Origin of the sequence: Streptomyces sp. NPDC048254, from assembly GCF_043201895.1 — a bacterium.
Lineage (GTDB): Bacteria > Actinomycetota > Actinomycetes > Streptomycetales > Streptomycetaceae > Streptomyces.
The window spans coordinates 96013-121637 of the sequence record NZ_JBICZJ010000015.1; the positions used below are offsets into that span (position 1 = coordinate 96013).

At 71.5% G+C, this 25625-nt stretch carries 25 protein-coding genes, 2 pseudogenes and 1 riboswitch; of the genes and pseudogenes, 15 read left to right on the forward strand and 12 right to left on the reverse strand.

Going from position 1 to position 25625, the window contains the following annotated elements; genetic code table 11:
- Positions 1 to 40: 40 nt before the first annotated feature.
- Positions 41 to 1246, reverse strand: coding sequence for an alpha/beta hydrolase (locus tag ACGFZQ_RS34935; protein ID WP_393843719.1), 1206 nt, complete (start codon positions 1244 to 1246; stop codon positions 41 to 43).
- Positions 1247 to 1309: 63 nt separating this feature from the next.
- On the reverse strand, positions 1310 to 1867 hold the full coding sequence (locus tag ACGFZQ_RS34940) for a response regulator transcription factor (protein WP_393843720.1): 558 nt from the start codon (positions 1865 to 1867) through the stop codon (positions 1310 to 1312).
- Between the two features lie 208 nt (positions 1868 to 2075).
- On the opposite strand from ACGFZQ_RS34940, the gene ACGFZQ_RS34945 reads away from it, so the two are divergent.
- Positions 2076 to 2444 (forward strand): membrane dipeptidase, encoded by a 369-nt coding sequence (locus tag ACGFZQ_RS34945; RefSeq protein ID WP_393843721.1) that lies wholly within the window; start codon positions 2076 to 2078, stop codon positions 2442 to 2444.
- Here ACGFZQ_RS34945 and ACGFZQ_RS34950 read toward each other — a convergent pair.
- Positions 2363 to 3271: an ETEC_3214 domain-containing protein gene (locus ACGFZQ_RS34950; protein ID WP_393843722.1), complete on the reverse strand. Its 909-nt coding sequence runs from the start codon at positions 3269 to 3271 to the stop codon at positions 2363 to 2365. The two genes, ACGFZQ_RS34945 and ACGFZQ_RS34950, sit on opposite strands and share 82 nt — an antisense overlap.
- A gap of 174 nt (positions 3272 to 3445) precedes the next feature.
- Here ACGFZQ_RS34950 and ACGFZQ_RS34955 point away from each other — a divergent pair, with 174 nt between their 5' ends.
- From ACGFZQ_RS34955 to ACGFZQ_RS34975, 5 genes are all read left to right on the forward strand, one after another.
- A complete protein-coding gene (locus ACGFZQ_RS34955; RefSeq protein WP_393843723.1) occupies positions 3446 to 3595 on the forward strand; it encodes a hypothetical protein in 150 nt (49 codons plus the stop codon).
- A 240-nt stretch (positions 3596 to 3835) separates the two neighbouring features.
- Positions 3836 to 4120, forward strand: coding sequence for a hypothetical protein (locus ACGFZQ_RS34960; RefSeq protein ID WP_351734590.1), 285 nt, complete (start codon positions 3836 to 3838; stop codon positions 4118 to 4120).
- 192 nt (positions 4121 to 4312) lie between these two features.
- Positions 4313 to 4648, forward strand: a complete 336-nt coding sequence (locus ACGFZQ_RS34965; protein ID WP_393843724.1) for a membrane dipeptidase — start codon at positions 4313 to 4315, stop codon at positions 4646 to 4648.
- A 388-nt stretch (positions 4649 to 5036) separates the two neighbouring features.
- Positions 5037 to 6137 carry an LLM class flavin-dependent oxidoreductase gene (locus ACGFZQ_RS34970; RefSeq protein WP_393843725.1) on the forward strand — a complete coding sequence of 367 codons (1101 nt, stop codon included), beginning with the start codon at positions 5037 to 5039 and terminating at the stop codon, positions 6135 to 6137.
- Entirely contained in the window at positions 6134 to 7534 is a 1401-nt protein-coding gene (locus tag ACGFZQ_RS34975; protein ID WP_393843726.1) for an NtaA/DmoA family FMN-dependent monooxygenase, read from the forward strand. The genes ACGFZQ_RS34970 and ACGFZQ_RS34975 overlap by 4 nt, the downstream gene beginning before the upstream one ends.
- A 75-nt stretch (positions 7535 to 7609) precedes the next feature.
- On the opposite strand, the gene ACGFZQ_RS34980 is transcribed toward ACGFZQ_RS34975, so the two are convergent.
- The 6 genes and pseudogenes from ACGFZQ_RS34980 to ACGFZQ_RS35005 all read right to left on the reverse strand — a co-directional run.
- Positions 7610 to 8608, reverse strand: a complete 999-nt coding sequence (locus ACGFZQ_RS34980; RefSeq protein ID WP_393843727.1) for a zinc-binding alcohol dehydrogenase family protein — start codon at positions 8606 to 8608, stop codon at positions 7610 to 7612.
- A 173-nt stretch (positions 8609 to 8781) separates the two neighbouring features.
- Positions 8782 to 10074: an ergothioneine biosynthesis glutamate--cysteine ligase EgtA gene (egtA, locus tag ACGFZQ_RS34985; protein WP_393843728.1), complete on the reverse strand. Its 1293-nt coding sequence runs from the start codon at positions 10072 to 10074 to the stop codon at positions 8782 to 8784.
- Positions 10075 to 10309: 235 nt separating this feature from the next.
- Positions 10310 to 11584 carry a sulfite oxidase gene (locus tag ACGFZQ_RS34990; protein ID WP_393843729.1) on the reverse strand — a complete coding sequence of 425 codons (1275 nt, stop codon included), beginning with the start codon at positions 11582 to 11584 and terminating at the stop codon, positions 10310 to 10312.
- Between the two features lie 142 nt (positions 11585 to 11726).
- On the reverse strand, positions 11727 to 11810 hold the full coding sequence (locus ACGFZQ_RS34995) for a putative leader peptide (protein WP_351734867.1): 84 nt from the start codon (positions 11808 to 11810) through the stop codon (positions 11727 to 11729).
- A 129-nt stretch (positions 11811 to 11939) separates the two neighbouring features.
- Positions 11940 to 12272, reverse strand: a complete 333-nt coding sequence (locus ACGFZQ_RS35000) for a 4Fe-4S binding protein (protein WP_393843852.1) — start codon at positions 12270 to 12272, stop codon at positions 11940 to 11942.
- Between the two features lie 109 nt (positions 12273 to 12381).
- A pseudogene (locus ACGFZQ_RS35005) lies at positions 12382 to 13215 on the reverse strand (TauD/TfdA dioxygenase family protein); the annotation flags it as partial.
- Between the two features lie 580 nt (positions 13216 to 13795).
- Here ACGFZQ_RS35005 and ACGFZQ_RS35010 point away from each other — a divergent pair.
- Positions 13796 to 14617: a DUF1684 domain-containing protein gene (locus ACGFZQ_RS35010; RefSeq protein WP_393843730.1), complete on the forward strand. Its 822-nt coding sequence runs from the start codon at positions 13796 to 13798 to the stop codon at positions 14615 to 14617.
- A gap of 58 nt (positions 14618 to 14675) precedes the next feature.
- Here ACGFZQ_RS35010 and ACGFZQ_RS35015 read toward each other — a convergent pair whose 3' ends face one another.
- Positions 14676 to 15491: a DUF427 domain-containing protein gene (locus ACGFZQ_RS35015; RefSeq protein ID WP_351734558.1), complete on the reverse strand. Its 816-nt coding sequence runs from the start codon at positions 15489 to 15491 to the stop codon at positions 14676 to 14678.
- 22 nt (positions 15492 to 15513) lie between these two features.
- Positions 15514 to 15948 (reverse strand): annotated as a pseudogene (locus ACGFZQ_RS35020) (2OG-Fe(II) oxygenase family protein); the annotation flags it as partial.
- A 147-nt stretch (positions 15949 to 16095) separates the two neighbouring features.
- Here ACGFZQ_RS35020 and ACGFZQ_RS35025 point away from each other — a divergent pair.
- Positions 16096 to 16539 carry a winged helix-turn-helix domain-containing protein gene (locus ACGFZQ_RS35025; RefSeq protein WP_393843731.1) on the forward strand — a complete coding sequence of 148 codons (444 nt, stop codon included), beginning with the start codon at positions 16096 to 16098 and terminating at the stop codon, positions 16537 to 16539.
- Between the two features lie 161 nt (positions 16540 to 16700).
- Here the strand turns inward: ACGFZQ_RS35025 and ACGFZQ_RS35030 are convergent, their stop codons facing one another.
- Positions 16701 to 18110, reverse strand: coding sequence for an MFS transporter (locus ACGFZQ_RS35030; RefSeq protein WP_393843732.1), 1410 nt, complete (start codon positions 18108 to 18110; stop codon positions 16701 to 16703).
- A gap of 358 nt (positions 18111 to 18468) precedes the next feature.
- Positions 18469 to 18582, forward strand: a riboswitch (SAM riboswitch).
- Positions 18583 to 18617: 35 nt separating this feature from the next.
- Here ACGFZQ_RS35030 and ACGFZQ_RS35035 point away from each other — a divergent pair.
- From ACGFZQ_RS35035 to ssuE, 7 genes are all read left to right on the forward strand, one after another.
- Positions 18618 to 18734, forward strand: coding sequence for a putative leader peptide (locus ACGFZQ_RS35035; RefSeq protein WP_351696507.1), 117 nt, complete (start codon positions 18618 to 18620; stop codon positions 18732 to 18734).
- 235 nt (positions 18735 to 18969) lie between these two features.
- The gene (locus ACGFZQ_RS35040) at positions 18970 to 20589 is read left to right on the forward strand and encodes an ABC transporter substrate-binding protein (RefSeq protein WP_393843733.1); all 1620 of its coding nucleotides are present in this window, start codon (positions 18970 to 18972) and stop codon (positions 20587 to 20589) included.
- A gap of 3 nt (positions 20590 to 20592) precedes the next feature.
- Positions 20593 to 21552: an ABC transporter permease gene (locus ACGFZQ_RS35045; protein WP_393843734.1), complete on the forward strand. Its 960-nt coding sequence runs from the start codon at positions 20593 to 20595 to the stop codon at positions 21550 to 21552.
- Positions 21549 to 22472 carry an ABC transporter permease gene (locus ACGFZQ_RS35050; protein WP_393843735.1) on the forward strand — a complete coding sequence of 308 codons (924 nt, stop codon included), beginning with the start codon at positions 21549 to 21551 and terminating at the stop codon, positions 22470 to 22472. The genes ACGFZQ_RS35045 and ACGFZQ_RS35050 overlap by 4 nt, the downstream gene beginning before the upstream one ends.
- Positions 22469 to 24187: a dipeptide ABC transporter ATP-binding protein gene (locus ACGFZQ_RS35055; RefSeq protein WP_393843736.1), complete on the forward strand. Its 1719-nt coding sequence runs from the start codon at positions 22469 to 22471 to the stop codon at positions 24185 to 24187. Before ACGFZQ_RS35050 ends, ACGFZQ_RS35055 begins: the two co-directional genes overlap by 4 nt.
- Positions 24188 to 24200: 13 nt before the next feature.
- Positions 24201 to 24926: an LLM class flavin-dependent oxidoreductase gene (locus ACGFZQ_RS35060; RefSeq protein WP_393843737.1), complete on the forward strand. Its 726-nt coding sequence runs from the start codon at positions 24201 to 24203 to the stop codon at positions 24924 to 24926.
- 83 nt (positions 24927 to 25009) lie between these two features.
- Complete coding sequence (gene ssuE / locus ACGFZQ_RS35065; protein ID WP_393843738.1) at positions 25010 to 25567, forward strand: NADPH-dependent FMN reductase; 558 nt, start codon at positions 25010 to 25012, stop codon at positions 25565 to 25567.
- Positions 25568 to 25625 lie beyond the last annotated feature (58 nt).

Below are 25625 nucleotides of genomic sequence, written 5' to 3' on the forward strand. Positions count from 1 at the left end.
GGGCCCGGTGACCGGCGTGGGGACGTGCCGTTGTCTCCCGCTATCCGGTGACGCGCTCCGTGCCCGTGAGTCGTGCGGTCAGGAACTGTCCGGCCCTGTCCAGCGCGGCGCCCGCTTCGTCGAGCAGCGGCTGGTAGGCCTGGAAGACGTGCGGCACGCGCGGGGTGATGTCCAGGGTGACCTCCACGTCCGCGGTGGCGGCCTGCTGGGCGAGGCGTACGGCGTCGTCGAGGAGGACCTCGTTGGTTCCCGCCTGGATGATCAGGGGCGGCAGGCCGGCGAGGTCCGCGAAGACGGGGCTGATCAGGGCCAGTGCGGCGTCTTGTCCCGCCGTGTAGTCGGTGACCCGGGGTTCGAGGAGTTCGCGGCTGAGCAGCGGGTCGGCCGCACGCTTGGTTTCCATCGTCGTCCCGGCCAGGGTGAGGTCGACGTACGGTGACATGACGTAGGCCGCGGCCGGCAGGGGCAGCCCGTGGTCGCGGGCGTTGACCAGGGTGGCGATGACGAGTCCGCCGCCTGCGGACTCGCCCGCGAGGACGATGTCCGAGGGGGCGACGCCGTCGCCCAGGAGGGCTTCGTAGGCTGCCAGCGCGTCGTCCACCGCCGCCGGATACGGATGCTCGGGGGCGAGCCGGCAGTCGACGGAGAAGACCCTGGCGCCGGTCCGCCGGCCGACCTCCGCGGCCAGGCCGGCGGCGCTGATGGCGTCCCCGAGCACGTAGACGCCGCCGTGGAAGTACAGGACGACGTGCCGAGGTTCGACTCCGTCGACCGTGATCTCGGTGGTGGGGACACCGCCCAGGGTGCTCGGCTTCGCGGTCACATCGGCGGGCAGCGGCTGCGCCGACGTCAACTCGCGCAGCAGCCGCCGCTGTTCGCTGACATCACTGTCGACGGGGAAGGCGGACTGGCGCAGGATCGCGTCGAGGGTCTGTTGCTGCTCGGTGCTCACGGAGCATCTCCCATCGGTGGCGGGTGGTTCGGTCGCACTCTGATCGTCCGGCCCGGGCCGGTCCGAGAGGTCCTGACAGGGCCGGGGCCGGACTCTGCGGACTTCGAGGAGATCGAGGCCCAGGGCCTCGATCCCGGAGAGGACGCCGAAGAGCGCCGCGGCGTCCGGCAGCAGCCCGGTGAGCACGGTTTCGGCGCCCTGCTGCTCCGGCACCAACGCCGGGAACGCCGTCAGCAGGGTGGGGCCGAGGTGGCCGTCGACCCGGATCTGGTACAGGACGGGGTCATCACCCATGCGCTCATGGTCGTCAGCGGTCAGGTGAGTCCGCGTCACCGGAATCCGGTGATCCTACGACGCTCAGAAACGGACGTTCGACAGCAACCGCAGGTCACGGCCGCGCTGTACCGCCGAGGACCGGTCCCCGGCGCCGAACTTGGCGTAGATCCGCCGAATGTGGGTGCTGACGGTGTTGAGCGAGAGCGACAGTTCGGCGGCGATCTCGGGCCGGGTGAGGTTCGTCGGCAGGTAGCGCAGGACGCGCAGTTCGCTCGGGCTGAGCCCCTCGGCCGGCCCGGAAGCCGACCGGTCGGGCCCGGCCGGGCCGTCGCCGCGGACGGCGTCGAGGATGTCGGAGACCAGCGCGGCGTGCGAGGTCTTCTGCGGCAGGTCCCCCAGCAGCTCCCAGGCGCCGGTCATCGCGAAGGGCAGGATCATCCGGTCCGGCTCGGCGAGGTTCAGTGCCTGTTCGACGGCTTCTCCCGCCGCGTGGTCGTCGCCCAGGTCGCGGCAGGCGAGGGCGTCCAGGAGCCGGGCCTCGGTCGGAGTGAGGAGGGAGTCGACGGGGGCGGTGCCGTCGAGGACCGGTCGCAGCTCGCGGCGGGCCCCGGCGGGGTCCTGCTCGGCGAGGCGGATCACCGCGGCCGCGTTGCGGATCTCTCCGGCGGCGGCCTGTCGCTCGTCGAGCGAGAGCCCTGATGCTGTGCTCCCGGCTCCATGTCGACCTGTTGCTGGTGTCCAGCTGCCTGTGTCAGGGCTGATCCCGCCCGCCGGTGGCCGGCAGGGCTGCCGACGAAGTACTCGGCAGTACACCTGTCTTCGACGGCCACAACGACCTGCCGGTGCGGTGCGCACGCGGGCCGGCTACGGCGTCGAGGGGCTCGAAGACTGCCGCCCGGAGCTGCACACCGACCTGCCCCGGCTGCGCGCCGAAGGGCTCGGCGCGCAGTTCTGGTCGGTGTACGTCTCCTCGAAGCTGCCCGAGCCCGCGGCGGTGGTGGCCACGCTGGAGCGGATCGACGCCGTCTACCGGCTCGCCGCCCGCTACCCCGGCACCCTGCTTCGAGCCGGCCAGGTCGACCACCGATGGGTCTGTGTGCTGCCCCTTCAAGGCCATGACATGCCAGGAGTCGATCAATCAGCGGGACCGGTCCAGGGCAACTTTGACAAAGGAGGGGGGATCAGCATGGGATTCGCGCCGATCTGCTCAGGATAGACGTCGAAATCTACAGCAGGAGATGTTTCAGCATAGGTGTTGACAGCATACTCGGACATGAGATCCCGACCCAACTTATCGACCTCGTTGGCGCGCACCGTAATAGCGTTTCCTCCAGTATTCAAACGCTGCATTTCCCGATTGAACCAATTGAGCCAGATTTCACTTGAGTGGGTCGGTTTAACGGCCTTCCATGGGCATAGGTTTGTGACCCCCCAAGCATAGGACCTATTAATGGAAATGGAATTCCATGGCTTGATCGCGAAATAGTACTTCGGACCGATGGCCCCACTATAGTTCCCCTTCACCGTACCCACGTCGCGGACCGATGAAAAAACTGATGAAAATCCCGTCTCATTCAATGAAACGGTCCTGTTCTGTTGGCCATCCCAATAGGTAAAGGAGGGCTTGAAGTCCGAGCTGCAGGATGTGACAGCGTATGCGACCACAAGGTTGTGGGGATCTGTCACGGCATCAACCCAGTACTCGCTGCGAGGTTGAAAAGTGCTTTGAGTCAGACTCCCCAAGCTCGTCTTGTTAATCGCAACCTGGATGGACGGGCGACCCAGCTGTTCTTCGAACTTATCAAGTGTGTAACCAGCGTGAAGCCTGGCGAGCTTCGCGTACTCTCCAGCCTGCCAATTGAAGCGCTGCTGATACCAGTGCCCACCGGTGACATATGCGGTGATAAAAGTACTCACTGCCGTGACGGCACTACTGACGTAGAGAATTACAACCAAAGTCAGATTGCGTTCGGTCAGTTTCTTGAATCGCTCACCAAGTGTCAGTCTCCTCCCCTGCGCGTGCTCACCATCGGGCTCGACCATAGAACATGGGTATCTCACTGTGACGCCGCACGCCACCGGAAGTACGCCGAACGTGCTGGCTTGACTGTATTGGACGGCTATTTACTCACTTGCATCTCAAGAAATCACACACCCGACGCGAGCCATTTGATTGACGGCGGCCGGCTGGGTAAACCGACCCCGCCCATCCCTGCGGTGACCGGCGCCCGCCTGCTCACCCTGCACAGCGACGGCTACCACCTCACGCCACTCGGTCAGGACCTTGTCGAGGCGCTGAGTCCGTTGGACGCCTGGAGCCGACGATGGGCAAGGGAAACGGACAACGCCGCCGCGGCCGAGGACTGAAATGGTCGCAGCGCGGCTGGTGCGACCGCGGCGTCGAAGCCGTGAGGGGCTTTCTCAGGAGGGCAAGGCTCTGACCGGCGTTCCGTGACGCCCCGTGTCGGTCGCCCGCAGCAGATGCCCCGTTCGGATGACCCGTGCGCCTGTCCGAGCGTCTTCCGGGCCTGCCACGAACGGGAGATACGCGCTGAAGGGTATGCCGTTTCGAGCAAGGTGGCCTTGGGATACACGAGGAGATCAGCCATGTACGCAGTGGTTCGGCGGTACGAAGGGGTGACGGATCCTGCCGAGGCAGGACGCCTGGTGGACGAGGGATTCGTCCCCCTCCTCCGCCAGGTCCCCGGCTTCGTGGCCTACTACTGGATTGACGCCGGGGATGGAGTGATGGTCTCTACCAGCATCTACGAAGACCAGGCCGGGGCCGACGAGTCGGTCAGGAGGGCGGCGGACTTCGTACGGGACAACCTCGCGTCGCTGCTTCCCAACCCTCCTCAGGTCACGGCCGGCCAGGTCGTGGCTGCCGGGTAACAAACCCCACAGTGGGGCTGGATCCCAGGTATCCCCGCACTGCTGACCCGGCTGTTCACAAAACTCCGGCGCATTCCCGGCGGGGCTCCATGATGCGGCGAGTTCCACCTTCGTGCCGTACTTCGTCTCCGCCGACGTCGCCGCCCGGGCCGGGCGCTCCAGGACGAACGCGCACGCCTCGGTCTGCCCGCCGTGACCTGGAACCGGCCGCGCGCACCACGCCCCGGCGGGGATCCGGTGGAGGTCGCCGAGGAGCATGCGGAGGCCTTCGGCGCGGCGCTCGAGGACCGGTTGAAGAGCTGGCTCGGCCACATCGGTCTCGGCGGCGACTACGACGGGGTGGACCATCAACTGACCGGCCTCGCCGACGTCTCCGGCCATCCGGTGCTGCTGCGCGAACTCACCGACCGGGGCTGGTCCTCCCGGCCCGAGCTGGAGGCCCTGACCGGCCGCAACGTCCTACGGATCCTGCGCGCCGCCGAGGAACGGGCCACCGGACCGCACTGGCCCACGGTCCCGCTGCGCTGACGGATCGGTCCACACCGGCCGACGCCTCGGCGGGTGTGGACCGGGTCGCACGTCCTTGACACCCGCGGGGGCGGGCGACGTACGGTGAACCGATCGGTTTCTGACGGGTGGAGGCCCTTGATGCACGTATCCGGCGCGGCACCGCAGGGTGTGTGCTCCGGCGTGCGGCTGATCGTCCGCCGGCATGTCGACTACTGCCGCACCTGCTCCGCCGTCTGTCCTTCCGCCCACCTCTGATCACTTCCGGCCCGTCCGGCCGGTTCCGCTGCCGGCCCGTCCGCCGGACCGCTTGCCGTGGCCCCGCCCGGCTCCTTCGCCGTGGCCTCGCCCGGCTCCACCGTCGTGGCCCCGAGGCCGCGAGTTTCCTGTTTCCCGGAAGGAACGTCCATTGTCCGGCCCCGCCCTGCACCTCGCCGTCGAGCTCGACGGCGACGGCGCCCACCCCGCGGCCTGGCGCCGCGCCGCCCACTCACCCGACCAGCTGCTCACCCCGCGCCGGGTAGCCGGGCTCGCCGCCGTGGCCGAGAACGCCGGGTTCACCCTGATCACCCTGGACGACGGGGTGCTGCCGCCCGGTGCCGCACCGGATCCCGTCGGCCGTATCGGGGCGGTGGAGCGGGCGGCGTTCGTCGCCGCGTCCACGAGCACGATCGGGATCGCACCCGTCGTCCCGGTCACGTATGCCGAACCCTTCCATGTCTCCAGCCAGTTGGCGTCCCTGGACCACATCTCCGCCGGCCGTGCCGGGTGGGTGGTGACGGAGGAGGGCCGCCCCGAGGCGGCCCGGGTGTGGGGGCGCCCCCTGGTCGCCGACGCGGCCGGGCGGGCCCGGGAGTCCCGGGACGGGGTGGAGGTGGCCCGCGCCCTGTGGGACTCGTGGGAGGACGACGCGGTCATCCGGTCCGTGGCCACGAGCCGCTACCTCGACCGCGACCGGCTGCACTACATCGACTTCACCGGGGAGACCTACGCCGTCAAGGGCCCGGCGATCGTGCCGCGCCCGCCGCAGGGGCAGCTCGTCGTCCTGGGCCGGGCGGACCGGGTGCCCGCCGCACGGCTCGACGTCGCCCTGGTCGAGGGCCGCGACCCGGCGTCGGTCGCCGCGGCCGCTGCCGGTGCCGGTACGCCCCGGGTCTTCGCCGAGGTCGAGGTGGCGCTGGACACGCCGGACGCGACCGGCGCCGAGCGCGTCGCCGACCTGGAACGCCATGCGCCGTGGGAGGACCGCGGGCGGCTGCGGCACGTCGGCTCGGCGGACGGACTGGTGGCGGTTCTCGACGAGTTGAGCCGGCACGTCCACGGAGTACGGCTGCATCCCCTCGTACTGGATGAGGATCTGCCCGTCCTCTCCCGCCTCGTCCTGCCGGCCCTGTCCGCACGGCGCCTCGTCGCCCGCCCGCTGCCCGGCACGTCCCTGCGCTCGACCCTGGGTCTGGAGCGCCCCGCCAACCGTTTCGCGGCCGCGGCCGTCCAGGAGGAGACCCGATGACCCGCACCGACCCCCTCGACGTCCCCCGGCCGCACGCCCAGTTGCATTTCGGCGTGTTCTTCCAGGGCGTCAACCACTGGACCATCTGGTCCGCACCCGACAGCGGCTCGCAGATCGACCCCGCCTCCTTCCGGAAGGTCGCCCAGACCGCCGAACGAGGTCTGTTCGACGCGTTCTTCCTCGGGGAGGGGCTCCGGCTGCGCGAGGTCGACGGCAGGATCCACGACCTCGACGTGGCCGGCCGGCCGGACGCCGTCACCCAGCTCGCGGCGCTGGCCGCGGTCACCCGCCGGATCGGCCTGGTCTCCACCTCCAACTCCACCTACAACGAGCCCGCCGACCTCGCCCGCCGCCTCTCCGGCCTCGACCTCCTCTCCGAGGGCCGCGCCGGCTGGAACGTGGTGACCACGGACAACGCCTGGACCGGCGCCAACTTCCGCCGCGGCGGCTATCTCGACCACGCCGACCGCTACCGGCGCGCCGAGGAGTTCCTCACCGTGGCCCGCGCCCTGTGGGACGGCTGGGACGACGCGGCAGTCGCCGGCTCCGTGGCCGCACCCGCCTGGTCGGTGCCCGGCGCCGTACGCCAAGTGCGCCACCGGGGACCGCAGTTCGACGTCGATCTCGCCCCCACCCTGCCGCGCAGCGCCCAGGGACACCCGGTCATCTTCCAGGCCGGTGACTCCGGCGAGGGACGCGACTTCGCCGCCCGCAACGCCGACGTCATCTTCTCCGCACACGGCAACGACTACGACGACGCGCTGGCCTTCGCGGAGGACATCCGGCGCCGGCTGCGGGCGGTCGGACGGCCCGACGACGACCTGCGGATCCTGCCTGGCACCGAGATCATCATCGGCGCCACCGAGGAGGAGGCCCAGGAGAAGAAGCGCTGGATCCGGCTCCAGCAGGTCACCCCCGCCACGGCGCTGGGGATCGCCGGGCTGCTGTGGGGCATCGACCTGTCCGACCGTGACGCCGACGGGCCGCTGCCCGCCGAGGACCCGGTCGCCGCCGAGAACGACGGCTCCTTCGGGGCCCGGCGCCTCGCCGACCCGCGCACGGTGGTGGCCGAATGGCGGGCGAAGGCGGCGGCGCACGGCTGGTCGCTGCGCGAGACCGTCATCGCGCTCGGCCCGCAGCGCGGGCACGTCGGCACCCCGTCCGGCCTGGCCGACAAGTTCGCCCGGTTCGTGCGGCACGGCGCGGTCGACGGCTTCAACGTCACGCCGTACCTCATCCCCGACGGCCTCGACGACATCGTCGACCTGCTCGTCCCGGAACTGCAGGAACGCGGGGTCTACCGCACCGAGTACAGCGGCAGCACACTGCGCGAACACCTCGGCCTGCGCGCACCGCTCACCCACCGCTCGGCACCCGAGCGACGGCAGGCCGGCTGAAGCCGTCGCCCCCGTCGCACCGGACCGGCACCGGGTCCTCGCTCGCCGGTGCGGCGGGGGAACGCGCCGCCCGGCTCAGCCCGCTCCGTGCTCCATGAGCGCGAGCACGGTCTTCCCGTGGGTCCGCCCGGCCTCGTGGCGGCGGTGGACCTCCACGACGTCCGACGACGGGACGACCGTCGGCGGGGTGTAGGGCAGTGCTCCGGAGGCGAGCGCGGACAGGGCCCTGGAGAGGTGTTCGCCGATGGTGGCGGGGGAACGGCGGGCGACGTCACCGATGTTGTATCCGGCGACGGTCCTGTTGTTCTTCCACAGATCCCAGACGTCCGCCGTCCAGTCGGCGTCACGTCCGAGGTCCCCGTAGGCGACCACCCGGCCGAAGGGGGCCAGTACCCGCAGTCCTGCGTGGCGCACCGGACCGCCGACGGGGTCCAGCACCAGGTCCACCCCGCGCCCGGCGGTGGCCTCCCGGACCGCGTCCTCGAATTCGTCCCGGACGAACAGGGCGTCGTAGCCCAGTTCGGCGGCCAGCTGTGTCTTCGTCGCGGCGCCGACCGTGCCGAAGACCCGGGCGGCACCGCGCGCCCGCGCGATCCGCGCCGCGGCCGAACCGACTCCGCCGGCCGCCGCGTGGATCAGGACCGTCTCGCCCTCGTGCAGCCGCCCCGCGTCCGTCAGCACCCCGTAGGCCGTCGGGTAGACGCACGGCACCCCGGCCGCGTGCGCGAGGGGGAGTTGGCCGACCGGCCGGACGAAGTCCGTGTCGACGACGGCGAACTCTGCGTATCCGCCGAAGGCCGGAAGGTAGGCCGCGACCTGTTCGCCGACCGCCGGTCCCGTCGCCCCGGTGCCGAGCGCGGCCACCGTGCCGGAGACCTCCAGCCCGGGCACGTCGTAGCCGCCGGGGCCGTCGGGCTCGCCGAACTCGCCCCGCCGGTGCTGTACCTCGGCGAAGTTCACGCCGGCGTACGCGACCTCGATCAGCACCTGGCCCGGGCCCGGCCTCGGGGTGGGCACCTGGATCTCTTCCAGGACTTCCGGTCCGCCGTTCGACTTGAATCCGTATGCACGCACGTGGCGTCCTTCTCTGCTCGATCGATGCGCAGGCCCGAGGCCGTCCCGCGGAGCGCCGTCGGCCGATCACCCCGACTCGCCGCCCCCGCAGGCGTCCTGACGACCTGAAACCCTTCTGCGGCAACATCACGAGGCGCCGCGCCATTCCGCTCGGGGCGCCAGGATCGTCCGGGTCACCGCCGGGCCCGGCGTCGTGCGGACGCATCCCGGTCGCGCTGCCGGTCGAGCACGTCGTCGGCCGGGCAGCGGCCGCGGCGGACGTAGCGGTCGGTGTAGGCGGCGATGGCGTCCATGATCCTGGTGCTCGCGCCCAGCCGGGGCAGGGCGTCCAGTGCCGCGGCGAAACAGGTCACGGCGGCGCGCTTCAGCTCGGGGTCGGCGAGCCCGTGGCGCGCCGCGTCGGTCCACAGCGGATTGTGCGGCGCCGGGGCCCCGGCGGCCCGCTCGGCCAGGGGTTCCACCGCCCGGTTCGCGATCACCGCGGCGCCGGGGTCGTCGAACAGAGCCGTGACCACGGCGAGCGGCACGATCCACCCGTCGTCGCCGGGCTGTGCGTCGATCATGCGCAGTTCCAGATGCCCACGTGGCCTGACGGGCGGAAACAGTGTGCTGATGTGATAGTCGAGGTCCGCGTGGGTCGGCGGGCGCATGCTGGGCGAGCGGGTCCACTCGCGGAAGCTCACTCCGTCCGGCACCTCCCAGGGACCGTCCCGCCGTACGCACATCACCGGTGCGTCGAGGACCCGCCGGACCCAGGCGCGGCGCGGGTCGGGAACCAGGGACGGCCCGCCGGCCCGCCCCGGATCGAGTTCCGCCCACATCAGCTGCCGCGTGGACAGCCAGCCCGTGGCGCGGCCCTCCGCCATGGGCGAGTTCGCGAACGCCGCGACCAGGACCGCGCCCAGGTGGTGCGCCAGCCACCAGCGGCGCGCGAATCCCATGACGCCGGGTTCCTCCCGTCCGGCGTCGAGGCACACCTGGACGGAGGCCGAGGTACACATCAGGGTTCGCCCCGCCGGACCCGTACGGTCGAGGCAGGCCTCCATGGCGTCATAGCGCCGCTCCCGCAGGAACCGGCGAGGCGGCAGCCAGGGATCGACGCCCATCCCGGCCAGTGACAGGCCGTGCTCGCGCAGCGCGGTGCGCACGGCCGCCAGATCGGCGGAGACCTCCGAGACGCACCGGGCCAGCGACGGGGCCGGCCGGGAGCTCAGCTCCACCTGGCCGCCGGGCTCGACGCTCAGCCCGGACGTCAGCGGGAGGGTTCGCAGAACGGCGTGGGCCGCTTCCAGCTCTCCCCGGCCCACGGTGTCGTGCGGCGCACGCTCCCGGTGGACGAGCCATTCCACTTCGACCCCGACGCTGCGCGGCGGGCCCGTCTTGAAGCAGACTCCCTCGACCAGCGCCTCCGCCTCGTGTTCGGTGACGGCAGGACCGTCAACGCCGCACTCCGGTGAAACCGACATCCGCGAGCCTCCTGAGCCGCCTCAGGGCCGTCGGGGATCCGACGTCCGCTACGCGTACGTACCGCTGTGCCTGCTGCCAGAGTCCGCCGTCCTGCCCTGTCATGACAAGAGCGCACTTTCCAGACGACTGGGCACGCGGCGACCCGCAACGGGCGACTCGGAGGTCCCGGGCCGCCCCCGGCCCGCCGAGAAGCCGGCACGGCCGCCAGGAGCCTGGTCGTGGGCCCGCGATCCGTCACACCACGCTCACCGGATGCCGTACCACCGCGTCGAACAGGTAGCCCTGTGTGTTCGGTACCGCGACGTCCGGCTGGGTACGGCCGGCTGTGTCCGTGGCACGGGCCAGCAGGTGGGTTGCGCCGGGTTCCTCGGGCTGCCAGCCGAGGGACCAGCGGGTCCAGGTGCCGGCGCGGGGCCGGTCGTGCAGGTGGGCAGGGCGCCAGTTCTTCCCGCCGTCGGTGCTGACGTCGACCCGGGCGACGGCGCCCGCGCCCGACCACGACCGGCCGTGCAGCACGTGTCTGCGACCCGCCGTGAACGTGGCCCCGCTCGCCAGCTCGAAGGCGCTCTTCGTCGCCTGCCGAGTGAGCGGCGCGCTGCCGCCCTCCGGGTAGGAGGGGCCGAACAGCCGGTAGAAGGTGGTGTTCCAGGGCGAGTAGAGCGGCTGCGCGGACACCTCGATGTCGCCGACCCACTTGATCGACGCGATCCCCACCCAGGAGGGCACCAGCACCCGCACCGGGTACCCGTGATCGTACGGAAGCCGCTCGCCGTTCATCTCGTACGCGAGCAGTACGTCGTCCAGCGCCTTGGCCAGCGGCAGCGGACGGCGTACCCGGCCCAGGCTCTCGCCGCCGCTGACGTACTCGGCGTCCAGGCCGCGCGGCTGCACGTCCACGGCGTAAGGGGACAGACCGGCCCTGCGCAGCACGTCGGCGAGGCGCACCCCGCGCCAGCGCGCGACCCCGATCGCTCCCAGGGTCCAGGCGGTGCCGGTGACCGTCTCGCCCTGCTGTGTCGTGTAGTAGGAGCGGCCGTTGCCGGCGCACTCGACGAAGGCGGTCCGGGTGACGGCCGGCAGGGCGCGCAGATCGTCGTACCCGAACTCCACCGGCCGGTCCTCGCCGGGGTTGCCGCGCAGCCCGCTGCCCCACAGCCGCAGCCGCCAGTCGCCGGCCTCCAGGACGGGGGTGGCGGTGTGGTTGCGTACGAAGAACAGCTCGTTGGGGGTGTGGTGGCCGGTTCCGCGCAGCGCCTCCCAGCGGGTCTCGGCGTTGGTACCGCGCTCGACGAACCACTCGGGCGGCAGCGGCTTGACGATTCCGGCGACGGCGGCGCGGGCGGGTCGTGTGCCGCCGAGTGCGGTCCCGGCGGCGGTGGCGGCGAGCAGGGTGAGCAGCCGGCGGCGGGTGACCCCGTCGGCCCTGGCCTCACCGGCGAGCCACTGGCGCAGCCTGCGGCCGTCGTAGTCGGTTTCGTGGCGGTGACCGGCGGGGGTGGAACGGGGCATGGCGGATCCTCGTCATGAGAGGGCGAAGGAGCACGACAGGGGTCGGTGCGAGCCAGGACAGGGCCATCCGTCGGTACGGCCGCTGTCCGCTCAACTGCCTGGTCCGGCACACCGGTTGGCAGAGGCGTCGGGAAGAGAGAGGTCAGCCGGTCGTCCGACACAGCGCGGCGGCCACGCGGACGAGGTCCACGGCGCGGCGGCGGGTCAGAAGCTCCGGCGACGGCATGCCGGGATGGAAGCACGCCGGGCGGGGGGTGTCAACGGAGCGTTCGCGTCGGCACGTTACGGCAGCGCGCCGGTACTCCTCATGGCGGTCCCGGTTCGGGCCGGGACCGCCATACGGGCCGGCCGTGGTTCAGTCGGGGTATTCGGGCCCCACCGCGGTACGGGCGCCGAGCGCCCTTCCCCGGCCCCAGCCGAGTTCGCTGCGGTATCCGCCGAGCAGGCCGGACGCCTCCAGTCCGGTCACGTCGTGGAAGCGCGAACCGGGGGCGACCGCGGTCGCCAGCGGTGCGACGAAGAGGGCGTCGGTGGGGCAGTACGCCTCGCACTGGAAGCAGGTCTGGCAGTCGTCCTGTCGCGTGATCACCGGGATGCCGTCGGGCCCTCGGTCGAACACGCGCGTCGGGCACACGTCGATGCACAGGTCGCATCCGATGCAGCGGTCCCGTTCGACTATCTCGATCACGCGGCTCGGCCTCCTTGGACGGCCGCCGCCCGCGGCGCGGACTCCGGACGGCTCCAGACCTCGTCGAGCCCGCCCGTGAGCAGCCGGTAGTGCTGGGCCGGGTCCTGCGCCGGCCGTCGAGGCCGACCGGCACGTCTCCGGCGACCGTCACGCGGTTGAGGCGGCGCGGGTGGTCGTCGTAGTTGTCGACCCCGTAGTGCTGGGTGATCCTGTTGTCGAAGATCAGTAGCTGGCCGGGGGCCCAGGTCCAGCGCAGGACGTTCTCGGGGCGGGTCACGTACGACTGGAAGACGCGCAGCAGATCGGCCGAGTCGCTGTGCAACAGGCCGGCGACGCGCTTGGCGAACCCGCCGATGAACAGGCCGCGTTCGCCCGTCAGCGGATGTACGCGCACGAGAGGGTGCTCCGTCTCGTACGGCGTCGAGACGAAGACCCGGTCGTACTCCTGCCGTTCGGGCGTCGCGGCGGCGGGGCGCGCGTAGTCGTACTGGTTGGTGTGCACGACCCGCAGCGAGTCGGCGAGGGCCCGAAGCGGTCCGGGCAGGTCGCGGTAGGCCGTGGCGGCGTTCGCGACGAGCGTCTCACCGCCGTAGGGCGTGGTCACGACGGACCGGAGCGTGGTGAGCTGGGGCGGGTTGAGAACGAAGGTGACGTCCGTGTGCCATTCGTTCGCCTTCGACGTCTCACTGTCGACGGCGAGCACGTTCGTCGTCCCGTCGGCGGCCGGCACGTTCGGGTGGGCGGTCGTCAGGTCGCCGAACCAGCCGGCCACCCGCTCCTGACCGGCGTTGTCGAGGTTCACGTCGTCGAACACGATCGCCTTGTGCTCGTCGAGGGCATGCCGGAGCGCCGTGATCGTCGAGGGATCGGCGGGCGCGGCGAGATCGACGCCGGCGACGAGCGCGCCGATGCGGCCCGTGAGCTTGCGGATGGTGGGAGGCATGAGGAGGTCCCTCTCCAGGAATGGGGCGCACTGCCGGGTGCTGGGAGTCGGGGCGAACGGGTGACGAGCAGCGGTGAACGGCTACGAAGCCGGTGCTCGGTCCGGTCGCGACGCGAGGGTCCGACGACCTCGCGAGGAGTGCCGGACGACGGTCGAGCCGTGTGGTGGAGGTGTGGCGACAGCCGCCGACGGCACCTCCCCTCACCGATCTCGGGTGGCGCCATGCGCACCGCGGCCCAAGGGAGCCGGGGAACGGGGTAGCCAGAGGGGCCAGAGAGGGAGGAGCAGTCGTGCGGTGGACACCGGCCGATGCCGAGAGCCGCTCAGCGGATCAGCGGTACGCCTTCCGGATCAACGACAACAGAACGCGCTGGAGACGTGCGCCAGGTCGATGTGGCGCCTCCGGGTCAGATCCGTACGCGGGGTCATGGGACGTGAGTTGAGCAGACGCCCACCCCGTCGGTCAATGAGTTCCGAACAGCTCTCGCATTGCGGAAACATGTCACTTTTCCCGGCGGGATGATGCGCGCGGGCGTGGCTGTTGCACGGAAGACAGGATGCGCAGCTGGAGGGATCCGACATGACCGTTCAGGACGTCGACCGGGTGAGCTTCGTGCAGGAGTGGGAGGAGTGGCACCGGCAGAAGGAGGCGGTGCTGGCCGGCCCGCACGGGTTCCTCGCCATCACCGGCCTCCACTGGCTCAGCGACGAGCCCACCCGGTTCGAGGACGCGCCCGGTGCCTGGTCGAGTACCGCCGACGGTGTCGTCGTCGAGCTGGACGAGGGCGAGGAGGTGGCGGTCGACGAGCAGGTCGTGCGCGGCCGCCACGACTTCGGCGTCCTCGCCGAACGCGCCAGCGTGTACGTCGGCTGGGGCGACGCGGTGATCGAGGTCGCCAAGCGCGGCGGACACGACATCGTGCGCCCCCGCCACCCCGGCAACGCGCTGCGTGCGGCGTTCACCAGGACACCTGCCTACGAGCCCGACGCGCGCTGGGTACTCTCCGGCCGCTTCCTGCCCTTCGACACCCCGCGCCCGGTGACCGTCGGTGCCGCGGTCGAGGGTCTGGAGCACGTCTACGACTCCCCCGGCCAGGTCGAGTTCGAACTGGAGGGCACGGCGCACCGGCTGACCGCGTTCAACGGCCGGACGCCGGGAGCCCTGATGGTGCTGTTCACCGACAGGACCTCCGGTGTGACCACGTACGCGGCGAACCGCTCCCTCCAGATCCCCGCCCCCGACGCCGAGGGCAGGGTGACGATCGACTTCAACCGCGCCGCCAACCTGCCCTGCGCCTACACGGACCTGGCCACCTGCCCGCTGCCGCCGGCCGAGAACCGGCTGCCGGTCGGGATCGAGACGGGCGAGAAGATCCCGCTGGAGCGCGGCGGACGTCCCTGACGCCGCGCTCCCGTGGACCGGCGCCGTGGGCCGAGGCGGATGCGGCGGTCGTCTCGCGTCAGGTGTGCTGTTGCTCCGTGAGCGCCTTGGTGAAGTGGGTGACGGGGCGCGCCACCCGTTCGCCGTCGAGGGTGATGTCGACGGCCTCGTTGTAGAAGGCGAGGAGCCCCTGGACGGCGCCGACCGCGGGCAGCGGGTCCGGGTAGCTCCAGACGACGTTGGGCGGGACGTCGGCCGCGCCGCGCCACGACCAGTACTCGGCGGTGCCCTTGTAGGGGCAGCCGGTGTGATGGTCGGTGGCTTCGAGCAGGTCGAGGCGGACGTCCTCGCGCGGGACGTAGTAGCGGGTGGGCAGGCCGGTCTCGAAGAGCAGGACCGGCCGGCGGGTGTCCGCGACGACCGTGCCGTCGATCTCGACCACGAGGTGACGGCTGCTGGGGATGGCGTCGACCCGCTTGTGCGGGTCACGGGGGTGGATGAAGATCTCTTCCTCCTCCTCGTACCAGTGGTCCAGCCCCCGCCCGACGCGCCGGAACCACTCGAAGGCGATGTGGTCGGCCAGGTCGGCGGCCGGGAAGGTCCAGGCGGCGTTCTCCAGCAGCTCGCCGTCGAGGTCGAGGTCGTAGAAGACCCGCGAGCCGGTGTGCGTGCCCGTCGGGGGGTTCTTCGCGGGGCGGAGCAGGTCCTCGCGTACCTCCGTGCGCGGGAACGCGTACAGCGGTACGGGAACACCGGGCTCCCAGACAAGGACGGGATGGTGGCTGTCCACGACCGTGACGTCACCTTTACGGCCCCGCACCCAGCGCTCGCTCGGCTCCCACAGGAGCCCTTCGGGGGTGGTCCGCACGGCCTGCGCGGTGGGGAATGTGGTCATGACCGGCTCTCCTTCGGCTTGCTCAGGCGGTGACTTCGGCGACGTAGGGGCGGTTCTCCCGCCAGGCCGCGAGCTGCTCGGGGCGGCCGAAGACCCGCAGGTACTCCTCGACATTGCCACTGGCACGCTCCCACACCGAGACGGGTTCGAAGTCGGAGCCGTCCGGGTCGGCGAAGGCCGGCAGTGGTGCCACGACCGTGTCCAGGCCGGGGTGCACGAACACCGCGGAGGAGCGCCGGGTCACCGAGCCGCCGGCCACCACGCGGTGCCGTCCGGGGCGCAGCCTGCCCTCCGTCCAGTTGGTCAGCAGGGTGCCGGTGAACACCTGGAGGGCGTCGGGCCGGATCGGTACGGAGGTCCAGGTGCCGTCGGGACGCCGGCCCTGGAGGCCCGCGTAGTCATCCTCCTGGTGGAGCACGGTGAGCGCGGAGCTGTCGGCGTGTTCCAGGAGGAGGAGCTTCTCCTCGTCGGACGCGCCCTCGTGCGGCCACTTCGGGTGGCGTGCACGGTGACGATGTCTCCGTCGGGTACCTGGGTGCGGAACCGGTCGAGGGACACGGCGTCCAGCGGGCCGCCCTCGGTGCGGACGAGCAACGGGGCGGGGATGGCGGCGACACTGGTGCGGGCCACCGACATCGTCGGCGGCTACGAGGCCTGGCGTGCCGCGGGCCTGCCGGTGGTGCCCGGCGGCACGCTGCCCGGGTCCTACGTGGCCGCCGCCCCGTCCCCGATCAGCCTGGACCCGGGCGGCCAGCGCCTGCTGGTGGACGGCGCTCCCGTCGCGCTGACCCCGCTGGAGTTCCGGCTGCTGACCGCCCTGCTGCGCGGCAACGGCCGGGTCATCACCCGGGAGGACCTGCGCTCGGGACTGGGCGAATGGGCGGGCAGTCGCAGCCGCTCCGTCGACCTCCACATCCACCGCAAACTCGGCCCACGTGCCGCGGCACTGCTGACGACGGAGAGAGGCTCCGCTTCCGGCTGCGCGCGACACCGGCACCGGCACCGGCCGAGAGCGGCTGACGCCACGCGTCACGGCCACTGCGGTTGAACAGCGGCGGGCGAGGACGGCCCTCCCGCCTCGGCCCCCGTACGGGCGTGCACCGCCGGCAGTCCGCGGGCGGGTCCGACGCCACGCTGCCGCACAGGCCCGCGACAGCACCCCCGTCGGTCTCCAGGGCCAGGTGGAGCCCGGGCAGTCCGGTGTGACGGTCAGTCGTGTTGCTTTCCTTCGCTGGACGGTTCGCGGGACGGCTGGTGTTCGGGGGACGGCGAGCGGCCGGTCGACGCCGCCGCAGACGCGGACCGGGAGCCGGATGGTGCGATCGGGGCCTGCGGTACGGGGGGCGCGACCGACGCGCCCGACACGGCCGACACGGCCGACACCTTCGGAGCCGGCGCCGAGCGTGGTGTCCGCGTCAGCCACAGCGCCACGCCGAGCGCGGCCAGTACGGCGGTGGCCGCGCCCACGCCCAGCCCCCAGCGCACCCCCGCGTGCTGGGAGATCCAGCCGATGACGGGGGCGCCGACCGGGCTGCCGCCCATGGAGATCACCGTGTAGACCGCCATCACCCGACCGCGCATGGCGTCGCTCACCTCCGACTGGACGAAGGCGCTCACCGCCGTGTTCAACGTCATCAACGTGAAGCCGGCGGGCAGCAGCAGGGCCAGGAAGGCGGGGTACGTGGGCATGACCGCCGCCAGTGCCTCGAAACCGCCGAACAGCAGCGCGCCGACGACGACCGTCCGTACCCGGGGCGAGACCCCGCGCGTGGCGGCGACCGTCCCGGCGACGGTGCCGACGGCCAGTGCGGTGTTCATGAGGCCGAGTCCCCGGGAGCCGACGTCGAAGACGCGCCCGGCGAACAGGGTCAGCGTGGTGGGGAAGTTGACCGCGAAGGTGGCGACCAGGCCGAAGATGGTGAACACGCCGACGAGTTCGGGCCGGTCCGCCACATAGCGCAGCCCCTCCGCACCCGCCGCCGTCCACGGCGGCCGGGCGACGGCGCGCGTCTCCCGCGCCCGTGGCCGGATCGACAGCAGACCCGCGAGGACGACGGTGAAGGACACGGCGTTGAGGGCGAGGACCCACCCGGTTCCGAGCGCCCCGATCAGCACGCCGGCGATCGCCGGACCGATCAGGCGGGCGGCGTTCAGGGACAGGATGTTCAGGCCCGCCGCCTTCGGGATCAGGGGCCGGCCGACCAGTTCGGTGACGAAGGACAGGCGTGCCGGGTTCTCCACCGTGAACACGCAGCCGAGCGCGAAGGACAGGACGTACAGCAGCCACAGCGCGGCATGGCCGGAGAACACGATGACCGTCAGGAGCAGGGCCTGGACCGCGTACAGCGTCTGGGTCCACAGGAGAAGGGTCCGGCGGTCGTACCGGTCGGCGACGACCCCGCCCCACAGGCCGAACAGCAGCACGGGGGCGAACTGGAGCCCGGCGATCCAGCCGAGCGCGGTTCCGCTGTGGGTGAGCGTCAGGACGAACCAGTCCAGCGCGACACCCTGCATGGCGCTGCCGATGTTGGACACCAGGCCCGTGCTCCAGTAGATCCGGTAGTCACGGACCCGCAGCGCGGCGAACACCCCTGTCGGAGCAATGCTGTTGACGGCCATGCCTCTCATTCCGACGGTTTGCGGCGGGGCGGTCGGGGGGTGCGCGACGGACGCGCCGGCGAAAAGGGCCGCGCGGCGTGTTCACGCGCTTCGAGGAGACGGAGCTGAGCTGAGCTGAGCTGAGGGGAGCGAGTGGTCAGCGACAGGTCTGGTCGAACTGGTCGGCGCGACGGCCCGCCCAGAACGGGTCGAGCCGCACGGTGCGTGCCTGACCTGCGGTCTCCATGGCCGGATCAAAGCACACGGCACAAGGTGCGTCCACCATGCGTCCCGGAACATGAGACGGTCGCGCCTTCTCGAACAGGGCGTCCGGTTGCGGCATTGACGTACGACAAAACCGATCCGTACGATCGCCAACGGCATTGAGTGTCAGCGTCAAGCCCTGGCTCGCTGACCGGCAACCCTCCCCCGCGGTGGGGTGCTCCAGGTGAAAGCCCGGCGGGATCACCGATGACTCCCGCAAGCGCGTGGCCCCGTGACCGGGGCCGGAGACGAGGAGGGACCGGCATGCGACACAGCGATCACCCGGCTGCCTCCCCCGCCGACGCCACGGCGTACTCCCGGCTCTCGCGCCGGCGCCACATAGATCTGAAGCGCTCGACCAGCTGCCTCTGTCGGCTCTGACCGGCCCGCCTGCCGCCGGCTGACCTCCGTCACCGGCCACGGCTCCTTCGCGCCGCCCTTCCCCTCGCCACCGGTCCACGGTGTCGTCCCCCTGCCTCCGTTCGCCCTCCGTCTGCACAGCGCGTCTCCCGGCCGGCGCCGATCCGGCCGGGGCCGCACGCCCCTGCACGGCCGTGCCTCGCGCCCCGAAGCCCGGCACCCCGTGCCGGGTGACACGAGTAGGAGAAAGCCCTCCGTGACTGCACTCCCGGATTTCAGACCCTCCCGATGGGCGCCCCTGGCCGCGCTCCTGACCACCAGCGTCCTGCTGACCGCGTGCGGTTCGGGCGACGACGGCTCCGGCGGCGGAAGCGGCCAGGCGAAGTCCGGCGGCACCCTGACCTTCGCGGTGGGATCCGACGCCGGCTGCGTGGATCCGCAGCAGGTCGGCAGCAACGACACCATCTATTCGGTGCGCCAGATCGTGGACTCTCTGACCGACCAGGACCCGAAGACCGGCAAGATCGTGCCGTGGCTCGCCAAGAGCTGGGACATCAGTGCCGACGCGACGACGTTCACGTTCCATCTGCGCTCGGGGGTCACCTTCAGCGACGGGTCGAAGCTGACCGCGCAGGTAGTCAAGGACAACTTCGACGCGGTGCCGGGCCTCGGCGCCCTGGGCACCCTCGCCGAGGGCTATCTGAGCGGCGTCAAGAGCACCACCGTGGTCGACCCGCTCACCGTCAAGGTGGCGTTCGAGCAGCCCAACGCCCAGTTCCTCCAGGCGACTTCGACCCACTCGCTGGGTATCGAATCCTCGGCGAGCGTCAAGAAGTCCCCGCAGCAGAAGTGCAGTGACGGCGTGGTCGGCTCCGGGCCGTTCGTGCTGAAGCAGTACGCGCAGAACCAGTCGGTCACCCTGGACAGGCGGACCGGGTACGACTGGGGTTCCTCGCTGTGGTCGAAGAAGGGCGCGGCCTATCTGGACAAGCTGGTGTTCAAGGTCGTACCCGAGGCGGGGGTGCGGGCCGGCAGTCTCCGGTCCGGGCAGGTGGACGTGATCAGCAGCGTCGGCAAGGCCAACGAGGCGGCGCTCAAGGGCGGCCAGGTCGCCCTCCGGAGCCGGGCCAACCCCGGTGTGGTGTTCGGCCTGGGGCTCAACAACTCGCGGCCCCTACTCAAGGACACGAAGGTCCGTCAGGCGATCTCGGCCGCCATCGACCGGAAGCAGATCGCCGACACCGTCTTCCCGACCGGCACCCAGCCGGCGACCAGCATCCTGGCGCACACCACGCCCGACTACACGGACCTCTCCTCGGACCTGACCCTCGACGCGGCCAAGGCCAAGTCCCTGCTGGACGAAACAGGTTGGAAGGCCGGCGGCGACGGCATCCGCACCAAGGACGGCAAGAAGCTGACCCTGACCATCACCTGGTTCCCCAACTCCGCCACCAACCAGCCCGCGCTGGAGCTGGTGCAGCAGCAGCTCAAGGCCGTCGGGATCGACGTGGTGCTCAAGCAGCTCCCGGTCACCCAGTTCGCCACCACGCTCCAGTCGGGTGACTTCGACGTGGTGTGGGGAAACACGACCCGCGCCGACCCGGACATCCTGCGCAGCTCCTTCTCCACCCAGCTGGCCAACTTCTATCACCTGTCCGCCAGTTCGCTGGACACGGCGCTGTCCGCGCAGGCCGCGACCACGGACACCGCGAAGCGTAAGCAACTGGTCGGTGAGGCACAGCAGTTGATCGTGCGCAACGCGTACGACGTGCCGGTGGTGGAGCTCCAGACCCAGCTCGGCGTCTCGAACAAGGTGCACGACCTGACGTTCGACTCCGGCAGCCGCGTCCAGCTGCACGACACCTGGATCGGCTAGCGGATGCGGCGCTATGTGATCAAACGGCTGGCGCAGGCGGTCGGGGTGCTGTGGGCGGCCTACACCGTGTCGTTCCTGGTGCTCGACTTCCTCCCCGGTGACCCGGTCTCGGCGATGGCCGGGGCCGGGATGGACTCGGGGCAGGTCGATCCGGCCCAACTCGCCGAGCTGCGGCACGAGTACGGCTTCGACAAGCCGGTGCTGGTCCAGTACGCCGAGTATCTGGGCCGGGCGGTGCGCGGGGACTTCGGCGACGCGGTCTCCACCGGCCGCCCGGTGACCTCCACGCTGGCCGACGCGCTGCCGCAGACACTGCAACTGACCGGTGCCGCGCTGCTGTTGGCGGTGGTGCTCGGCGGCGGCCTCGCGGTGGTGGCCACGTACACCTCGCAGCGGTGGCTGCGGCAACTGCTGTTGTCGCTGCCCCCGCTGGGGGTGTCGGTCCCGACGTTCTGGGTGGGGCTGCTGCTCGTCGAGGCGTTCTCGTTCAAGCTGCACTGGTTCCCGGCGTTCGGCAACGACGGGCTGAAGGGTCTGGTACTGCCGGCGCTCACTCTGGCGATCCCGACCGGTGCGCAGGTCGCCCAGGTGCTGGCCAAGAGCCTGCTGACCGCGCTGGACCAGGCCTATGTGGAGACCGCGCGGGCCAAGGGCGCCGGCCGGTGGCGGGTGCATCTGCGGCACGCGCTGCGCAACGCCTCGCTGCCGGCGCTGACCGTCGTGGGCCTGCTGGTCGGGCAGCTGATCGCCGGTTCGGTGGTGGTCGAGACGGTGTTCTCCCGCGACGGTCTGGGCCGGGTGACCGCGGCGGCGGTCACCACCCAGGACATCCCGCTGGTCCAGGGGGTGGTGGTGTTCGGGGCACTGATCTTCGTGGCGACGAACCTGCTCGTCGACCTCGTCTATCCGCTGCTGGACCCGCGGATCGTGGTGGCCTCGGACAGAAAGGCGAGCTTCGCATGAGCCAGAGCCTTGTCGACGACCAGGCCGAGGCCGCCCTCGGCCTCGCCCGGCCGGTCGAGACGGGACCTCCCGCACAACACGCACGGCCCGCCGACATCCGCCGGGTGGTCCGCTTCCTGCTGCGCCGCCCCGGTCTGCTGCTGTCCGCCGTCGTCCTCGTGCTGGTGGTACTGGCCGCCTTCTGGCCTGATCTGTTCACCTCGCAGGACCCGCTGAAGGGGGTGCCGTCCCAGAACTTCCGCGGCCCGAGCGGCAGTCACTGGTTCGGCACGGACGAACTGGGCCGGGACGTCTTCTCCCGCGTGGTGCACGGCGCCCAGCTCTCCCTCAAGGCCACGCTGATCGCGGTCCTGGTCGCGTTCGTGGTCGGCGGGCTGCTCGGCGTGGTCGCCGGGTTCGTGGGCCGCTGGGTGGACGACGTGCTGATGCGCTTCGTCGACGTCCTCCTCGCCATCCCCGCGCTGTTCCTGTCGCTGGCCCTGGTCACCGCGCTCGGGTACGGGACGGTGAAGGTGGCCGTCGCGGTCGGCATCGCCAGCGTCGCCTCCTTCGCCCGGGTGGCGCGGGCCGAGGTGCTGCGGGTGCGGCAGGCGGTGTTCGTCGAGGCGTCCCGCTCCTGCGGGACCCGCTGGTACGCGGTCCTCGGCCGGCACGTCCTGCCCAACGCCGCAGGCCCGGTGATCGTCCTGGCCACCCTGGACTTCGGCTCCTCGATCCTGGCCGTGTCGGCGCTGAGCTTCCTCGGCTACGGCGCGCCGCCGCCCGCCCCGGAGTGGGGGACGTTGATCTCCGACGGCCGCAACTACCTGGCCAACGCCTGGTGGCTGACCGCACTGCCCGGGCTGGCGATCGCCGCGACCGTGCTGGCCACCAACCGCGTCGCCAGGGCGCTGGACGGCGAATGGGCGCGGCAGCGATGACCGACGACGCACACGAGAACCGTGACGCACACGAGAACGGTGACACACGCGAGAACGGTGAGAACGTGACCACACCACTCCTGGAGATCCGCGGCCTGTCCGTGTCGTACCGCACCCGGGGCGGCACGGTCTCGGCCGTACGGGGCGTGGACCTCGACGTATGGCCCGGGCAGGTGACCGCCGTGGTCGGCGAGTCCGGCTCCGGCAAGAGCACCACCGCGCACGCCGTCACCCGGCTGCTTGCGGCGAACGGCACCATCGACGCGGGCACGGTCCGCTTCGGCCGGCACGACCTGGCAACGCTGTCGGAGGCGGAGCTGCGTACCGTGCGGGGCGCGCAGATCGGGCTGGTCCCGCAGGATCCGACGGTCTCGCTCAACCCGGTCGAGCGGATCGGCGACCAGGTCGCCGAGGTGCTGCGCATCCACGGCCTGGCGACCCGCCGGGCGGCCGGCGCCGAGGCGGTCGCCGTCCTTGACCGGGCCGGACTGCCCGACGCGGCCGTCCGGGCCCGGCAGTACCCGCACGAGCTGTCCGGCGGCATGCGGCAGCGGGCCCTGATCGCCGTCGCCATCGCCGCGCAGCCCCGGCTGATCATCGCCGACGAGCCGACCAGCGCGCTCGACGTCACCGTGCAGCGGGTCATCCTCGACCACCTCCAGCACCTCACCGAGGAGTCGGGCACCGCGATCCTGCTCGTCACCCACGACCTCGGGGTGGCCGCCGACCGGGCCCAGCGGCTGGTGGTCATGGAGCAGGGCAAGGTGGTCGAGGCGGGCGAGACCCGTGCCGTCCTCGCCGACCCGCAGCACGAGTACACCCGGCGACTCCTGGCCGCCGCCCCGAGCCTGACCACGGCCCGCCCCCGGACCCCGGTCTCCGCCGCCCCAGCCGACCCGGCGGTTCCCCTGGTCGAGGCACGCAACCTGGTCAAGGAGTTCAGGCTGCCACGCGCCGACGGCGAGGCCCGGACCCTGCGCGCGGTCGACGACGTCAGCCTCACCCTGCGGCGCGGGCAGACCCTCGCCCTGGTCGGGGAGTCGGGATCGGGCAAGTCCACCACCGCCCGGCTGGTGCTGCGCCTGGCCGAGGCGACCTCCGGACAGGTGCTGTTCGACGGCACCGACGTCACCACCGCCAAGGGCGCCGAGGTCAGGCAGCTGCGCCGGCGCGCCCAGCTCGTCTACCAGAATCCGTACGCCTCGCTGGACCCGCGCTTCTCCATCGGCGAGGTGATCACCGAGCCGCTGCGGGCGTTCAAGGTCGGCGACCGCACCTCCCGGCTCGACCGCGCCCGCGAACTCCTCGACCGGGTCGCGCTGCCTGCCGCGACCCTGGAGCGGCGCCCGGCCGAGCTGTCGGGCGGACAGCGCCAGCGGGTGGCCATCGCCCGTGCCCTCGCCCTCTCCCCCGACCTGGTGGTGTGCGACGAAGCCGTCTCCGCGCTCGACGTGTCCGTGCAGGCCCAAGTGCTGGACCTGCTGGCCGAGTTGCAGGCGGACACCGGCGTGGCGTACCTGTTCATCTCGCACGACCTGGCCGTCGTACGGCAGATCGCGCACCAGGTCGCCGTCATGCGGGCCGGACGGGTCGTCGAGACGGGCCCGCCGGAGGACCTGTTCTCCGAGCCTCGCGACGCGTACACCCGCGAGCTGCTGGCGGCGATCCCGGGCGGGCGTGTCCCCTCCCCCGCCGCCGAGACCACCACAAGCTGAGGACCGGCGACGCATGAGCACTCCAACCATCACCTCCCTGGCCTTCCTGACCCCCGGCAACTTCGCGGACGACGACCCCTACCCGGGCTTGGAGGAGACCCTTCAGCTGTTCGAGTACGGCGAGCGGCTCGGCTACGACGGCGCCTGGATCCGGCAGCGCCACCTCGAACACGGTGTCGGCTCGGCGGCCGTGTTCCTCGCGGCGGCCGGGCAGCGGACCGAGCGGATCGAGCTGGGTACCGCGGTCATCCCGATCGGTTACGAGAGCCCGTTCCGCCTCGCCGAGGACCTGGCGCTGGCCGACGTGCTGTCCCGGGGCCGGCTCCAGATCGGCTTCAGCACCGGCATGCCACACGCCGACCTGCTCGGCGACCTGGTGTACGACGGCGACTGGCGCGGCTTCGACCTGCCGGCGGGCGTCCGGGCGCCCATGGTGGCCGTCCCCCTCGCCACCTACACCGGCTGGAACACGCGCGCTCCCGGTCAGGGCCATGGCGCGCTGCACGAGTTCAGCGGCTCCACGTTCCCCTTCGCCGCGACGGAGGACGAGCGTCTGATCACCGGCGACCCACGCCCGAGCGTCCAGAAACGCCACCAGGACGCGGACGGGTACGCCACCGCGATCAGGGCCGCCGCCGAGGACCTCGTGGCGCGCCGGTTCCTGCTGGCCGAGGACGTCGACCGCGCGGTGGCGGCGGCCGACTGGTCGTCCCCGCGACACCGGTTCGAACTGCCGTGAGCAGCGCCGCCCCGGTCGCGGACCGCGACGCGCTGGACCGCCCGGCCGAGATCTGGCCCCACCCTCACTCTGGAAGGCTCACCATGGCCACTGTCCTGTCCGTCTCCGGAAGCCCGTCCGCCACCTCGCGCACCGCGCGTCTGCTGCGTCACCTGGACCGCCGGCTGGCCGCGCAGGGCCACGAGGTGATCGCCCTCGACGTGCGGAACCTGCCTCCGGAAGCCCTGCTGGGTGCGGACTTCACGCATCCGGCCGTCGTCGAGGCCACCGCGTTGTTCGAACGGGCCGAGGGCGTGGTGATCGGCACCCCGATCTACAAGGCGGCCTACTCGGGCGTCCTCAAAGCACTGCTCGACCTGCTCCCGCAGTACGCGCTGGCCGGAAAGACCGTGCTGCCGCTGGCGACCGGCGGCAGCACGGCGCACGTTCTGGCCATCGACTACGCCCTGCGGCCGGTGCTCAGCTCCATGGGCGCCGCGCACATCGTCCCGGGCTGGTTCACGCTCGACAAGGACATCACGACGGACGCCGACGGCCGGCTGACCGTGGCCCCCGGGTCGGCCGAGGCCCTGGCGGAGGTCACGGACCGCTTCTCGGCGGCGCTGCGCGGCCGAACCCCTCGCTTGGCGGCCACGGGCTGATCCTTGCGTCAGGTACCGGATACGCCGCCCGCACACCGCTGACAGGCTTGCTGACAGA